Source organism: Cedecea sp. FDAARGOS_727 (genome assembly GCF_012273235.1).
Taxonomy (GTDB): Bacteria; Pseudomonadota; Gammaproteobacteria; order Enterobacterales; family Enterobacteriaceae; genus Cedecea; species Cedecea davisae.
This window is the reverse complement of record NZ_CP050966.1, coordinates 474,608-487,998: the sequence shown is the minus strand read 5'-3', so window position 1 is coordinate 487,998 and position 13,391 is coordinate 474,608. Positions and strand designations below refer to the sequence as shown.

General features: G+C 55.3%; 15 protein-coding genes and 1 riboswitch. Of the genes, 11 read left to right on the top strand and 4 right to left on the bottom strand.

The window, feature by feature from the left end; genetic code table 11:
* Nucleotides 1-9 precede the first annotated feature (9 nt).
* Both FOC35_RS02350 and bioA read right to left on the bottom strand, forming a co-directional pair.
* Entirely contained in the window at nt 10-249 is a 240-nt protein-coding gene (locus FOC35_RS02350) for a hypothetical protein (RefSeq protein WP_016535442.1), read from the bottom strand.
* A gap of 163 nt (nt 250-412) precedes the next feature.
* The gene (gene bioA, locus FOC35_RS02345) at nt 413-1,699 is read right to left on the bottom strand and encodes an adenosylmethionine--8-amino-7-oxononanoate transaminase (protein WP_172568035.1); all 1,287 of its coding nucleotides are present in this window, start codon (nt 1,697-1,699) and stop codon (nt 413-415) included.
* Between the two features lie 89 nt (nt 1,700-1,788).
* On the opposite strand from bioA, the gene bioB reads away from it, so the two are divergent.
* From bioB to FOC35_RS02320, 6 genes are all read left to right on the top strand, one after another.
* The gene (gene bioB, locus FOC35_RS02340; RefSeq protein ID WP_039898011.1) at nt 1,789-2,829 is read left to right on the top strand and encodes a biotin synthase BioB; all 1,041 of its coding nucleotides are present in this window, start codon (nt 1,789-1,791) and stop codon (nt 2,827-2,829) included.
* Entirely contained in the window at nt 2,826-3,980 is a 1,155-nt protein-coding gene (bioF, locus tag FOC35_RS02335; protein ID WP_172568034.1) for an 8-amino-7-oxononanoate synthase, read from the top strand. Before bioB ends, bioF begins: the two co-directional genes overlap by 4 nt.
* Nucleotides 3,961-4,719: a malonyl-ACP O-methyltransferase BioC gene (bioC, locus tag FOC35_RS02330; RefSeq protein ID WP_172568033.1), complete on the top strand. Its 759-nt coding sequence runs from the start codon at nt 3,961-3,963 to the stop codon at nt 4,717-4,719. Before bioF ends, bioC begins: the two co-directional genes overlap by 20 nt.
* Nucleotides 4,712-5,395, top strand: coding sequence for a dethiobiotin synthase (gene bioD, locus FOC35_RS02325; protein ID WP_172568032.1), 684 nt, complete (start codon nt 4,712-4,714; stop codon nt 5,393-5,395). The genes bioC and bioD overlap by 8 nt, the downstream gene beginning before the upstream one ends.
* A 176-nt stretch (nt 5,396-5,571) precedes the next feature.
* Nucleotides 5,572-5,832, top strand: a complete 261-nt coding sequence (locus FOC35_RS22720) for a hypothetical protein (RefSeq protein ID WP_254065354.1) — start codon at nt 5,572-5,574, stop codon at nt 5,830-5,832.
* 14 nt (nt 5,833-5,846) lie between these two features.
* Nucleotides 5,847-6,365, top strand: a complete 519-nt coding sequence (locus FOC35_RS02320; protein WP_016535448.1) for an AlpA family transcriptional regulator — start codon at nt 5,847-5,849, stop codon at nt 6,363-6,365.
* 4 nt (nt 6,366-6,369) lie between these two features.
* Here FOC35_RS02320 and FOC35_RS02315 read toward each other — a convergent pair whose 3' ends face one another.
* Entirely contained in the window at nt 6,370-7,080 is a 711-nt protein-coding gene (locus FOC35_RS02315; RefSeq protein WP_016535449.1) for an ABC transporter ATP-binding protein, read from the bottom strand.
* A gap of 791 nt (nt 7,081-7,871) precedes the next feature.
* Between FOC35_RS02315 and uvrB the strand changes: the two genes are divergently transcribed.
* The gene (gene uvrB, locus FOC35_RS02310) at nt 7,872-9,887 is read left to right on the top strand and encodes an excinuclease ABC subunit UvrB (protein WP_016535451.1); all 2,016 of its coding nucleotides are present in this window, start codon (nt 7,872-7,874) and stop codon (nt 9,885-9,887) included.
* Nucleotides 9,888-9,895: 8 nt separating this feature from the next.
* On the opposite strand, the gene yvcK is transcribed toward uvrB, so the two are convergent.
* A complete protein-coding gene (gene yvcK, locus FOC35_RS02305; RefSeq protein ID WP_016535452.1) occupies nt 9,896-10,804 on the bottom strand; it encodes a uridine diphosphate-N-acetylglucosamine-binding protein YvcK in 909 nt (302 codons plus the stop codon).
* Nucleotides 10,805-11,012: 208 nt separating this feature from the next.
* Nucleotides 11,013-11,148, top strand: a riboswitch (molybdenum cofactor riboswitch).
* Between yvcK and moaA the strand changes: the two genes are divergently transcribed.
* The 4 genes from moaA to moaD all read left to right on the top strand — a co-directional run bounded on the left by moaA (nt 11,139) and on the right by moaD (nt 13,391).
* On the top strand, nt 11,139-12,125 hold the full coding sequence (gene moaA / locus FOC35_RS02300; protein WP_172568031.1) for a GTP 3',8-cyclase MoaA: 987 nt from the start codon (nt 11,139-11,141) through the stop codon (nt 12,123-12,125). It overlaps the preceding riboswitch by 10 nt.
* Before the next feature lie 26 nt (nt 12,126-12,151).
* A complete protein-coding gene (moaB, locus tag FOC35_RS02295; RefSeq protein WP_172568030.1) occupies nt 12,152-12,664 on the top strand; it encodes a molybdenum cofactor biosynthesis protein B in 513 nt (170 codons plus the stop codon).
* 3 nt (nt 12,665-12,667) lie between these two features.
* Complete coding sequence (gene moaC, locus FOC35_RS02290) at nt 12,668-13,153, top strand: cyclic pyranopterin monophosphate synthase MoaC (protein ID WP_172568029.1); 486 nt, start codon at nt 12,668-12,670, stop codon at nt 13,151-13,153.
* A complete protein-coding gene (moaD, locus tag FOC35_RS02285; RefSeq protein WP_172568028.1) occupies nt 13,146-13,391 on the top strand; it encodes a molybdopterin synthase sulfur carrier subunit in 246 nt (81 codons plus the stop codon). The genes moaC and moaD overlap by 8 nt, the downstream gene beginning before the upstream one ends.

Genomic DNA, 13,391 nt, shown 5'->3' with positions numbered 1-13,391 from the left:
AGTTTTTTGTTATTCTTTTTCTACGCTGAACTGGCCGTTTTTCTTACGAATAATGTATTTATGGTCACTGTCGCAGGAGACCGTGAGCGACCCGCCGAAAGCCGCCGGATAGACGCTGTTGACGGTATCGCACTGAAAACCCGCCTGGCGAATAACCGACTGCGACTCCGCCTTAAGCTGCGGTGAACCGGTATCTGCAAAAGCGCTGCCCGCCAGCAGGCAGAAGCCGAGTACAACTGTTCTCTTCATTTCTGTCTCTCTGTGATGTGAAACTGGTGCAAAGTTAATCGGCAGCGAAGCGGCATTTAATTAATGACTTAACTGGATTTATTTGTACAAATTAATTTCAGAAACAGATTAGCGAAACAGCAAGAGAGGGCTGGCAAGCTCTGCCAGCCGGGTAAGGCAGGATTCAGATAAAGAAGTCAGGATTTTCTACGGCAAGCGAAACCGCATCAATAAGCTTATCAAGCTGTTCCGGCTCAATAACATAAGGCGGCATCAGGTAAATCAGGCGGCCAAATGGACGTATCCACACGCCGTGTTCAACGAAGAAGCGCTGCAACGCCGCCATGTTGACCGGCCGGTGGGTTTCTACAACGCCTATTGCGCCGAGTACCCGCACATCCGCAACTTGCTCACCGGATGCCAGCGGCAGCAAACCTTCGCGTAGCCTGGTTTCGATGGACTCAACCTGGTGTTGCCAGTCGCCGCTTTCCAGCAGCGCGAGGCTTTCGCTTGCCACCGCACAGGCGAGCGGGTTGCCCATAAATGTGGGGCCATGCATAAAGCATCCGGCTTCGCCGTTGCTGATGGTCTCCGCAACGTTGCGCGTGGCCAGAGTGGCTGAAAGAGTCATGGTCCCGCCGGTCAGGGCTTTGCCCAGGCAAAGAATATCCGGCGCAATTCCCGCGTGTTCACAGGCGAACAGCTTCCCGGTACGCCCGAAGCCGGTCGCTATCTCATCGGCTATCAGCAATATGCCCTCGCGGTCGCACATGCGTCGGATGCGGCGTAGCCATTCCGGATGGTAGAAACGCATTCCTCCCGCACCCTGAACCACTGGCTCCAGGATAACGGCGGCAATTTCGTGCCGATGAGCGGCCATCAGTCGTGCAAAAGGCACGATATCCATTTCATCCCAGTCATCCTCAAAACCGCACTGCGGAGCGGGAGCAAAAATATTCTCCGGCAGATAACCCTGCCACAGGCTATGCATCGAGTTTTCAGGATCGCACACCGACATCGCGCCAAAGGTGTCGCCGTGGTAGCCGTTGCGGAAGGTGAGGAAGCGCTGACGCGGCTCGCCTTTAGTGTGCCAGTATTGCAGCGCCATTTTCATCGCCACTTCAACCGCTACGGAACCTGAGTCCGCCAGAAATACACATTCCAGCGGGGCGGGCGTCATGGCAACGAGTTTGCGGCACAGCTCTACAGCCGGGGGATGAGTAATCCCGCCAAACATCACATGCGACATGCTGTCGATTTGCTGTTTCATCGCCTGGTTCAGGCGCGGGTGGTTATAGCCGTGAATCGTGGCCCACCAGGAGGACATACCGTCCACAAGCCTGCGGCCATCGGCAAGTTGTAGCTCGCATCCGGCGGCGGCAACTACCGGATAAACCGGCAGCGGCTGGCTCATTGAAGTGTAAGGATGCCAGATATGATGTTGGTCGAACGCTAAATCAGCAGGGATCATAGGGTGACTTGTAAACCATTTAAAAAAGATTTAGGTTTACAAGTATAACGTCAATCGATGGTCTATAACACCCTTTTTGGAGATGCCCAATGGCTCACCACGCACGCTGGTCAATGTCGCAGGTTACTGCTTTATTTCAAAAACCTCTGCTGGACTTACTGTTTGAAGCTCAGCAGATTCACCGTCAACACTTCGACTCGCGGCAGGTTCAGGTCAGCACGCTGTTGTCGATAAAGACCGGTGCCTGCCCGGAAGACTGCAAATATTGCCCGCAAAGCTCGCGCTACAAAACCGGCCTTGAGGCTGAGAGATTAATGGAAGTTGAGCAGGTTCTCGAGTCTGCCCGCAAAGCGCGAAACGCGGGTTCTACCCGATTCTGCATGGGGGCGGCGTGGAAAAACCCGCATGAGCGCGATATGCCTTATCTCGAGCAAATGGTGCAGGGAGTTCGTGCTATGGGGCTGGAAACCTGCATGACGCTCGGCACGTTAACCGAGGGCCAGGCCCAGCGCCTTGCGTCGGCGGGGCTGGATTACTACAACCACAATCTGGACACGTCGCCTGAGTTCTACGGCAATATCATCACCACAAGAACCTACCAGGAACGCCTGGACACGCTGGGTAAAGTTCGTGATGCCGGGATTAAAGTTTGCTCGGGGGGGATAGTAGGCCTCGGTGAAACCGTGACCGACCGTGCCGGGCTGCTGCTGCAATTAGCGAATTTACCGACTCCGCCGGAAAGCGTGCCGATTAATATGCTGGTGAAGGTTAAAGGCACGCCGCTGGCGGATAATGAAGATGTGGATGCGTTTGATTTTATTCGTACTATTGCCGTTGCCCGCATTATGATGCCGCAGTCTTATGTTCGTCTTTCCGCCGGGCGCGAGCAGATGAGCGAGCAGACCCAGGCTATGTGTTTCATGGCCGGGGCAAACTCGATTTTCTATGGCTGCAAACTGCTCACCACGCCAAACCCGGAAGAAGACAAAGATCTCCAGCTGTTCCGCAAGCTGGGCCTGAATCCGCAGCAAACCACCACCGAAATGGGTGATAACGAGCAGCAGGAGCAACTGGCTGGCCAGCTTCTGAACGCCGATACCGACAGTTATTACAACGCGGCGGCGGTATGAGCTGGCAGCAGCGCATCGAAGCAGCATTAAGCGAGCGCCGCGCCAGCGCCAGCTTTCGCACCAGGCAGGCCAGTACGGCCGGAAACGGGCGTTTTTTCTCCTGTAACGGTCGCCAGTATCTTAATTTTTCCAGCAATGACTACCTGGGGCTAAGCCAGCACCCAGAAATTGTAAACGCCTGGCAAAAAGGTGCCGCGCAGTACGGCGTTGGCAGCGGAGGTTCCGGGCACGTTACCGGGTACAGCGTCGAGCACCAGCGTTTTGAGCAGCGGCTGGCGCAGTGGTTAGGTTTTGAACGGTCGCTGTTGTTCATTTCCGGCTATAGCGCCAACCAGGCGGCGATCTCCGCCCTTGGGCAAAAACCGGACAGCATCATCGCGGATAAGCTCTGCCACGCCTCCATGATGGAGGCGGCGATGCAAAGTCCGGCGCAATTACGCAGATTCAGGCATAACGATGTTGAGGCGCTTACCGCTCTGCTTGATAAATCTCATGGCGGCGAGCAGTTGGTGCTGAGCGAAGGGATTTTCAGCATGGATGGTGACGCTGCGCCACTCCAGGATATGAGTAACGTCGTGCGGCAGGCCGGCGGCTGGCTGATGGTGGATGACGCCCACGGCATCGGCGTAGTGGGCGATGAGGGGCGCGGCAGCTGTCATGCTCAGTCTATTCGGCCGGAAATACTGGTCGTCACTTTCGGCAAAGCTTTTGGTGCCAGCGGTGCTGCCGTGCTCTGTAGTCAGGATGTGGCGGATTATTTGCTGCAATTTGCCCGCCATCTGATTTACAGCACCTCAATGCCTCCGGCCCAGGCTGCGGCTTTAAATGCGGCGTTAACGGTTGTTCAGAAGGGGGATGCCTTGCGCGAGCAACTTAAGGCTAACATCCAGCGTTTTCGGCGCGGTGCGGAGCAGCTCTCCCTGGCTCTGGCCGACTCAAACAGCGCCATTCAGCCGCTGATAGTTGGTGAAAATCAGCGAACTTTGGATCTGGCAGCCTGCCTGCGCGAGCGTGGTTTTTGGCTCACGGCTATCCGCCCGCCAACCGTCCCGCCCGGCAGCGCCCGCCTGCGCATTACTCTCACCGCGTCGCATACGGAAAATGATATCGACGAACTGCTGGAGGCGCTCCATGACGAAGCGGGTCGATAAAGCCGCGGTGGCGGCCGCATTCGGGCGGGCGGCGGGAAGCTATGAACGCTTCGCCGACCTACAGCGAATGAGCGGTGATTATTTGTTAGAGAGTCTGGAGAACAGACCCGCAGGGCGCGTGCTGGACGCCGGGTGCGGCACCGGCTGGTATAGCCGGGTCTGGCGGGCCAGAGGAAGCGAAGTACTGGCGCTCGATCTCGCGCGTGAAATGCTGCTCCAGTGCCAGCAAACACAGTCCGCACATCGGTTTATCGAAGGGGATATTGAGTCAATCCCGCTGCCGTCAGAGACGGTGGATCTGGCCTGGAGCAACCTCGCCGTGCAGTGGTGTAGCAGCCTCCATCAGGGCCTGGCCGAGCTTTATCGGGTGACTAAACCCGGCGGCAGCGTAGCTTTTACTACTCTGGCGAGCGGCTCATTGCCTGAATTGCAACAGGCCTGGCTGGGAGTGGACGAGCGGCCGCATGCCAATAAGTTTTTATCCTTTGCCGAAGTCGAGCGTGCCTGTAGCCCGTGGCGAACAGCATTAACGAGCCGAACGATAAGCCAAACGTTTCCAGACGTAATGAGCGCCATGCGCTCGCTCAAGGGCGTTGGCGCGACGCACCTGCATGACGGCAGAAAAAATACGCTAATGACCCGCGGGCAGCTTCAACGCCTGAATGAGGCATGGCCGCAGCACGAAGGGCAGTATGCCCTTAGCTGGCAGATAATTTTTGGAGTAATTGAACGTGATTAAAAAATGGTTTGTTACCGGAACCGATACTGAAGTAGGTAAAACCGTTGCCAGCTGCGCGCTTCTTCAGGCGGCAACCGCAGCAGGATACCGCTCGGTGGGCTATAAGCCGGTTGCATCAGGCAGCGAAATGACGCCTGAAGGGATCCGCAACAATGATGCACTCGCGCTCCAGCGCAACAGTTCGGTGCTGGTTCCCTATCCGCAGATTAATCCTCTGGCGTTTATCGAACCGACTTCACCGCACATTGTTAGCGCCGAAGAGCAGCGGCCTATCACTTTTTCCGCCATGTCCGAAGGGCTGGAGAACCTGGCGACTAAGGCCGACTGGGTTCTGGTAGAGGGAGCGGGAGGCTGGCTCACGCCGCTGTCTGAAACCACAACCTTTGCGCAATGGGTGGCTACAGAGCAATTGCCGGTGATTCTCGTCGTCGGCGTGAAGCTAGGCTGCATTAATCACGCGCTGTTGACCGCACACGCCGTGCAGTCTGCTGGTTTAACGCTGGCTGGCTGGGTTGCCAACGGCGTACAACCCGCGGGTAAACGGCATGCGGAATATATGGCGACGCTAAAACAGCGGCTGGCGGCTCCGCTACTGGGAGAAATTCCGTGGCAACCACAAATTAGCGAAGAAACGCCGCTGGGTCACTATATCGACCTCTCCGTGATTGCGGTCTGACTCGCATCATTTCTGCAAAAAAAGTAAGGCCCGCTGCCCGGCTTCGGGCCTTCTTCCACTTTTGAACTTCCCCGAAAAACAAACCTTCTTCCAAAACGATAGGGAGCGTAGAGTATTTCATCGTTAGAGTTGTCACTGGACAACCATTGTGAGATGCTTATTTAGCCGGAGGGAATATGGCAAGAAGAAAGCTCCCGGTAAAAGAGATAGAAGCGGCATTATGCTATGCCGAATTTCAGGGATGGCGGGTTAAACAAGGCGGATCGCACTGCTGGGGCAAGCTTCTATGCCCGTGGAACGATAAGACGTGCCGCTGCGGCGAGTTTTGCATCAGCTGCGTGTGGAGTACTCCACGAAGCGAGGGAAATCACGCCAGGCAAATCCGTAGGGTAGTGGACTGGTGTGCAAATACTACATCCCAAAATGTGCTGCACTAAAAGGAGAGCTAAACATGGCGGAATATACCTTCACGTTGATTTTCAGCCTGCCGAATAACCAGAAGGATCCGGAACAGTGGGTTGCCGCGCTGGGCGCCGGTGGCTGCGATGACGCGCTTATCGGCATTGGCGTTACCGGGCGTGTAGCGTTGAACTTCATTCGCGAGGCGGCAAATGCCGAAGAAGCGCTGGTTAGCGCAATACAGGACGTATTAAGAGCCGTTCCTGGGGCAACCTTAGTTGAAGCCGCTCCGGACCTGGTTGGCCTGACGGATGTGGCCGAGCTGCTGGGATTCACTCGGCAGTACATCCGCAAAGTTATGGTAACGCGAGAAGCTTTTCCGCTGCCGGTACACGACGGTAAAACAGCGCTCTGGAATCTGGAAACCGTACTGCGCTGGATGCGAGCCAATCGGGTGATGGCGGTGCCTGCGCCGCTGCTGGAAATTGCAGTCGTCACCCGCCAGTGCAATCTGCGCCGTGCGCTGGGCGCACTGAATCCGGCATTTCAACACCAACTGGATAATCTCTAGCGCTTCACGGCTCCAGCCAGTCGGAGACGAGCCTGTCATCAAGCTGTGCGACATCGCCCTGAGCAACATTCCTGCCCTTATGCAGCAGGCAGAACTTGTCCGCAACCCGGCGAATAAACGGCAGCCGCTGTTCGACCAGCAAAATAGTCAGCCCAAAATCGTGATTTAAGCGGCGGATAAGGTTGACCATTTCATTGATAAACCTCTGGCCACTGCCGAGCGTGGGCTCGTCCAGAATCAGCAATTTAGGCTGCAGGACAAGGGCCCGTGCCAGCGCCAGCTGCTGGCGCGTATCAACCTGTAGTTCACCGCTCCTGACCTGCCGCAGGCCGTATAGCTCGGGGAACAGATCATAGATAAGCGGGGGAATAACGCCAGGAGCCTGCTGGCCTGCCATCATGGCGATTTGTAGGTTCTCTTCGACGGTGAGCTGGGAAAAAATACGCCGATCCTGCGGTACATACCCGATACCCAGGGCAGTACGTCCTTCGACAGGTTTGTCCAGCATGTTTTCGGGCGGGTGGCCAGCCTCCTGCCACAGCATGCTTCCGCTCTGCACGGGTAAATAACCCGCAATGCAGTTTACCAGCGTGGTTTTTCCCTGCCCGGGGGCGCCAAGCACGCAGGTGCATTCACCCGGAGCCAGCTCAAGGTCGAGGTTCCATAATATATGATTGTCGCCGTAGAACTGATTCACTGCGCGAAGGCTCAGCATTGTCTATCTCCTTGCTCGGGTGGAGGACTCCCCCATCAGAATTCTGCAATTAGCTTGCCAGCAAGGCGATAAAGCCTGAAAAAATCCCCAATTCCAGGATAAAACGCAGAATTTAGATCTTCACAATGCCGTGCCTTGGTGTTTTTTGCCGGTTCGCTGCACCCGGTGAGTGCTTAAAAAGTGCAAGTTTGGTGCAACAAAAAGCGTTTTAACCTCAGGATATATCTTGATTTCGGGATCTGGCTCAAAGCTGCGGGGTATAGCGAAATCGAATGAATAAAAGCAAAAAAATTAGCGAAATTTTTTTTTCACCCCTGGCACAGAAAAGATATGGGTTTTTCCGAGCGGCTAGCTAAAAGGGCTTGCCGCAGTTATCCACCATTCCTGTGGATAACCTTGTGCATTAGAGTTAGAAAACTTGACGAAAGCTAGAGCGGGCGCGGCCTGCGACCAAATTGGCGTTAAACCGGTCTTTGTGAAATATTTATTTAGATTCAATACGTTGAATAAAATCAACTACTGCAATAAAAGTGTCAAACATCGAGGCCGTCATCTCCTTACCTCCCTTGACAAATGTTAAAAGGCGAAAAAATTTGGGGATAACCCTCAGTCGCTGGAGATTTATCTGGCGAAGGGGGAAATTGTGGGCGGACTAAGCGGTTAAAATCATTGGCTGGCAGGCTTAGTAAAAATGAGAACTGGTGTTTTATACAGTTTTTCACTGGAAAAAATCGCGTTGCCGGGTAAAATTACACTCCGGCCCGCTCGTTTCTTCATCAGGTAGCCCGTTCATGAGTAAAGCGTTCAAACTTAATTCTGCATTTAAACCTTCGGGCGACCAGCCTGAGGCCATTAGTCGCCTGAAAGAAGGGCTGGAAGATGGCCTGGCGCACCAGACGCTGCTTGGCGTTACGGGTTCCGGTAAAACCTTCACCGTCGCAAACGTTATTGCTGACTTGCAGCGTCCAACAATGGTGCTGGCGCCTAATAAAACGCTGGCTGCTCAGCTGTACGGCGAGATGAAAGAGTTTTTCCCGGACAATGCGGTTGAGTTTTTTGTCTCTTACTACGACTACTACCAGCCGGAAGCGTACGTCCCCAGCTCCGATACTTTTATCGAGAAAGATGCTTCGGTGAACGAACATATCGAGCAGATGCGCCTGTCTGCCACTAAAGCGCTGCTCGAACGCCGGGACGTGATTGTGGTGGCTTCGGTTTCGGCAATTTACGGTCTGGGCGATCCGGATCTCTATTTGAAGATGATGCTGCACCTGACGAAGGGCATGATAATCGATCAGAGAGCGATCCTTCGCCGCCTCACCGAACTGCAATACACGCGCAACGATCAGGCTTTCCAGCGCGGTACTTTCCGCGTGCGGGGAGAGGTGGTCGATATCTTCCCGGCAGAGTCAGATGACCTGGCGCTGCGCGTTGAATTATTTGATGAGGAAGTTGAAAGGCTGTCTTTGTTCGATCCGTTGACGGGCCAAATTTCCCAAACCATCCAGCGTTTTACCATCTATCCAAAGTCGCATTACGTTACCCCGCGAGAGCGTATCGTGCAGGCGATGGAAGACATTAAAGTTGAGCTGGCCGACCGCCGTAAGGTGCTGCTGGCCGACAATAAACTGCTGGAAGAACAGCGTATTGCCCAGCGTACCCAGTTCGATCTCGAGATGATGAACGAGCTGGGTTACTGCTCTGGGATTGAAAACTACTCCCGCTATCTTTCCGGGCGCGGGCCTGGCGAGCCGCCGCCGACGCTGTTTGACTATCTCCCGGCGGACGGGCTGCTGGTGGTGGATGAGTCCCACGTGACCATTCCACAAATCGGCGGTATGTATCGCGGTGACCGCGCGCGTAAAGAGACGCTGGTGGAATATGGCTTCCGCCTGCCGTCGGCGCTGGATAACCGCCCGCTGAAGTTTGAAGAATTCGAGGCACTCGCGCCGCAAACCATTTATGTTTCTGCAACGCCCGGCAACTACGAGCTGGATAAATCCGGCAGTGAAATTGTCGATCAGGTGGTGCGTCCTACAGGGCTGCTGGATCCGATTATTGAAGTGCGTCCGGTGGCGACTCAGGTTGACGATCTGCTGTCGGAAATCCGCAAGCGCGTTGCCATCAACGAGCGTGTGCTGGTTACCACGCTCACCAAACGCATGGCGGAAGATCTTACCGAATATCTGGAAGAGCACGGCGAGCGCGTGCGCTATCTGCACTCGGATATCGACACCGTCGAACGCATGGAAATAATCCGCGATCTGCGTCTCGGCGAGTTTGACGTGCTGGTAGGGATCAACTTGCTGCGAGAAGGTCTGGATATGCCGGAAGTCTCGCTGGTGGCGATTCTCGATGCCGATAAAGAGGGTTTCCTGCGTTCCGAGCGTTCGCTGATCCAGACGATTGGCCGCGCCGCGCGTAACGTTAACGGTAAAGCCATCCTCTACGGCGATAAAATTACCGCCTCGATGGAGAAGGCCATTGGCGAGACCGAGCGTCGCCGCGAGAAACAGCAGCGCTACAACGAAGAGCACGGCATTACGCCGCAGGGCCTGAATAAACGCGTGGTGGACGTGCTGAAGCTTGGCGAAGGCATGGCTAAAACTAAAGGCAGGATGAAGACCAAAGCGCGCAGCGTGATTGAAGATGATGAAATCGTCCTGACGCCGAAAGCGCTCCAGCAGAAAATTCATCAGCTGGAAGCGAAAATGCTGGAGCATGCGCAAAATCTGGAGTTTGAGGAGGCGGCGCAGATTCGCGACCAGCTTCATCAGCTGCGAGAGTTGTTTATCGCCGCTTCCTGATACTCCGTTTAGCCGAGCTGCTGTAAGGCCTGTTCCAGCGCGGCCCGCAGCAGCTTCCGGTCATGGCGATATTTAATATCGCTGGCTTCCAGCGGCTGCTGGATAACCACTCTTCCTGTCACTTCGCTGGTGTCAACCTGCGGCCCAACGACCACGGCGTCCACTACGCGCTTGCCGATGTGTTGTTCCATCAGCTCAAGCTTCTGGCGTAGAGACAGGCTTGCGGCGGCCGGGCTTAGCTCTTTACCCAGATTGCCGATATACACCATTGGCGCAGGCGTGCGGCGCAGCGCCTGGTCCATCTCTTCAAGCAGCAGGATAGGCATCAGGCTGGTGTAAAAACTGCCGGGGCCGATGAGAATTAAGTCCGCTTCTGCAATAGCCTCTAGCGCCTCTCGCGTGGCGGGTGCCTTGGGGTAGACGGCCAGATCCTGAGGTGGATTGATAAGCTGGTCGATGCTCACTTCGCCGTAAACCGCGTTGCCCTGATCGTCAGTCGCCATCAAATCGACCGGAAGCTCGGACATTGGGATCAGCTGAGCATCTACTTTAAGCAGATTTCGAATTAAATTTATAGCCTCAAGAGGGCGCACGCTTAGGTGATCCAGAGCCTTTAACATCAGGTTTCCGAGGTTATGTCCTGAAAGCTCGCCATTCCCGCCAAAACGGTACTCAAACATGGTTGAGGCGACGCTGGGTTCGGTAATTAACTGATTCAGGCAGTTACGCATGTCGCCCCAGGCAATGCCGCCTTCCGAGCGCCGAATGCGTCCAGTTGAGCCGCCATTATCGGTGGTGGTGACGATGCCGGTTAAACGTGAACCCAGAGAGGAAAGCGAGGACATTACGCGGCCCAGCCCGTGGCCGCCGCCTAGCGCGACAACCCGATCAAGATCCGCAAGCGTGCGATTACGCATAGATAAGATAATCCTTAAGAGGCATATACCGGCTTAAGGTAGCGTAAAAGTGCCTAAAAGACGATTCTCGCTCCGGGGATGATGATGTATATCAAAGTAAAAGTTACCTTTTTAAGTATTCTGTTGCGAAATTGAACAAACAACTCGTTATGCATGGATTTATATAGCGAAGACTGATATGGCGTGAACCGCTATGTCGCGCTACTATCCGAGTAACACACACTCAAGCCATGGTACCTAAGTCGCAAGATAGGGTGCCCTGGCCGCGGCTCATGAGGTCGCCAGGGTGCAGAAAGAAATGACTGCATCTCCCGTATTTGGAAAGGTGTATTCAGTGTCCCAGCTTACCGATGCTTTTGCGCGTAAGTTCTATTACTTACGTTTATCCATTACCGACGTCTGCAACTTTCGCTGCAGTTATTGCCTGCCTGACGGCTACAAGCCGCACGGCGTAGCCAATAAAAGCTTCCTCAACGTCGATGAAATCCGCCGCGTGACCCGGGCATTTTCCGCTCTGGGCACAGAAAAAGTGCGTCTCACCGGCGGGGAACCCTCCCTTCGCCGCGACTTCACCGAAATTATCGCCGCAGTGCGTGAAAACGCCTCTATCCGCCAGCTGGCGGTGACCACCAACGGCTATCGTCTGGCCCGGGATATTAACGCCTGGCGTGACGCTGGCCTGACTGCGGTTAACGTCAGCGTCGATAGCCTGGACGCCCGTCAGTTCCACGCCATAACCGGCCAGGATAAATTCCGCCAGGTGATGGAGGGCATTGATGCCGCTTTTAGCGCCGGGTTTGAGCGGGTGAAGGTGAATACCGTGCTGATGCGCGATGTAAATCATCACCAGCTGGAAACGTTTCTGGCATGGATCAAGTCGCGTCCTATTCAACTGCGCTTTATTGAGCTGATGGAAACCGGCGACGGCGGCGAGTTGTTCCGCAAGCACCATATCTCAGGCAAAACCATCCGCGATCAGCTTCTGGCCCGCGGCTGGGTGCATCAACTGCGCCAGCGCAGCGACGGCCCCGCTCAGGTGTTCTGCCATCCCGATTATGCCGGGGAGATTGGCCTCATCATGCCTTACGAGAGCGATTTCTGTGCCAGCTGTAACCGGCTGCGCGTCTCGTCTATCGGCAACCTGCATCTTTGCCTGTTCGGCGAGCAGGGCATTGCGCTACGCGACTTGCTCTCAGGGGATGAACAGCAGGCCGAGCTGGAAGGGCGAATTTCTTCCGCGCTGGCGATGAAAAAGCAGACCCATTTCCTGCATGACGGTAATACCGGCATCACTCAGAATCTGTCGTATATCGGCGGCTAACACGCCAGCCCACAAGGAGAATACCTATGAGTCAGGTAAGCCAGGAGTTTATCGCGGCACGTATTGCTATTTTGACGGTATCCAGCCGTCGTGGTGAAGAGGACGACACCTCGGGGCACTATCTGCGCGAAGCGGCAACCGAAGCCGGACATCAGGTCGTGGATAAAGCTATCGTTAAAGAAAATCGCTACGCCATTCGCGCCGAAGTATCCCGGTGGATTGCCGATGAGCAAGTTCAGGTGGTGCTGGTTAACGGCGGCACCGGTTTTACCGACGGCGACCAGGTGCCCGAGGCGTTGCTCCCGCTGTTTGACCGTGAAGTTGAAGGGTTTGGGGAGCTGTTCCGCATGCTGTCGTTCGAAGAGATAGGCACCTCTACGCTGCAATCTCGCGCCGTAGCGGGTATGGCGAACAAAACGCTGATTTTTGCCATGCCCGGCTCGACCAAAGCCTGCCGCACCGCGTGGGAAAATATTATTCAGGCGCAGCTGGATGCCCGCCAGCGTCCTTGCAATTTCCATCCACATCTTAAGAAATAAGTTATGTCGCAATTAACCCATATTAACGCCGCCGGAGAGGCGCACATGGTGGATGTTTCCGCCAAGGCCGAAACGGTGCGGGAAGCCCGCGCGGAAGCTTTTGTCACCATGCTCCCTCAAACGCTGGCGATGATTATCGAAGGCAGCCATCACAAAGGCGATGTCTTTGTGACGGCGCGTATCGCAGGTATTCAGGCCGCCAAACGGACCTGGGAGCTTATCCCGCTGTGCCACCCGCTAATGCTCAGTAAAGTTGAGCTGAAGCTGGAGGCTCAGCCGGAGCATAACCGCGTGCGCATTGAGTCCCTGTGCCGGTTGACCGGTAAAACCGGCGTTGAGATGGAAGCCCTGACGGCGGCCTCGGTAGCGGCGCTAACCATTTATGACATGTGCAAAGCAGTGCAAAAAGATATGGTGATTGGCCCGGTTCGCCTGCTGGCAAAAAGCGGCGGGAAATCCGGAGATTTCAGGGTGGACGACGATGCTTAACGTACTGTTCTTTGCCCAGGTTCGCGAGCTGGTTGGCTGCGATAGCGTGGCGGTTGATGCAGTCTATAGCGATGTAGAACAGCTGCGCGCGGCGCTGGCCGCTAAAGGGAGCCGCTGGGAGCTGGCGCTGGAGTCCGGCAAATTGCTGGCGGCGGTGAACCAGACGCTGGTGAGTTTTGACCATCCGCTGGCCGAAGGCGATGAAGTCGCTTTCTTCCCGCCGGTAACCGGAGGATAA

Bases quoted from the DNA above. Each gene is read 5' to 3' on its own strand.
- FOC35_RS02350 (WP_016535442.1), bottom strand. From the start codon at position 249: ATGAAGAGAACAGTTGTACTCGGCTTCTGCCTGCTGGCGGGCAGCGCT.
- bioF (WP_172568034.1), top strand. From the start codon at position 2,826: ATGAGCTGGCAGCAGCGCATCGAAGCAGCATTAAGCGAGCGCCGCGCC.
- FOC35_RS22720 (WP_254065354.1), top strand. From the start codon at position 5,572: ATGGCAAGAAGAAAGCTCCCGGTAAAAGAGATAGAAGCGGCATTATGC.
- bioA (WP_172568035.1), bottom strand. From the start codon at position 1,699: ATGATCCCTGCTGATTTAGCGTTCGACCAACATCATATCTGGCATCCT.
- moaC (WP_172568029.1), top strand. From the start codon at position 12,668: ATGTCGCAATTAACCCATATTAACGCCGCCGGAGAGGCGCACATGGTG.
- yvcK (WP_016535452.1), bottom strand. From the start codon at position 10,804: ATGCGTAATCGCACGCTTGCGGATCTTGATCGGGTTGTCGCGCTAGGC.
- bioB (WP_039898011.1), top strand. From the start codon at position 1,789: ATGGCTCACCACGCACGCTGGTCAATGTCGCAGGTTACTGCTTTATTT.
- FOC35_RS02320 (WP_016535448.1), top strand. From the start codon at position 5,847: ATGGCGGAATATACCTTCACGTTGATTTTCAGCCTGCCGAATAACCAG.
- uvrB (WP_016535451.1), top strand. From the start codon at position 7,872: ATGAGTAAAGCGTTCAAACTTAATTCTGCATTTAAACCTTCGGGCGAC.
- FOC35_RS02315 (WP_016535449.1), bottom strand. From the start codon at position 7,080: ATGCTGAGCCTTCGCGCAGTGAATCAGTTCTACGGCGACAATCATATA.
- bioC (WP_172568033.1), top strand. From the start codon at position 3,961: ATGACGAAGCGGGTCGATAAAGCCGCGGTGGCGGCCGCATTCGGGCGG.
- moaD (WP_172568028.1), top strand. From the start codon at position 13,146: ATGCTTAACGTACTGTTCTTTGCCCAGGTTCGCGAGCTGGTTGGCTGC.
- moaB (WP_172568030.1), top strand. From the start codon at position 12,152: ATGAGTCAGGTAAGCCAGGAGTTTATCGCGGCACGTATTGCTATTTTG.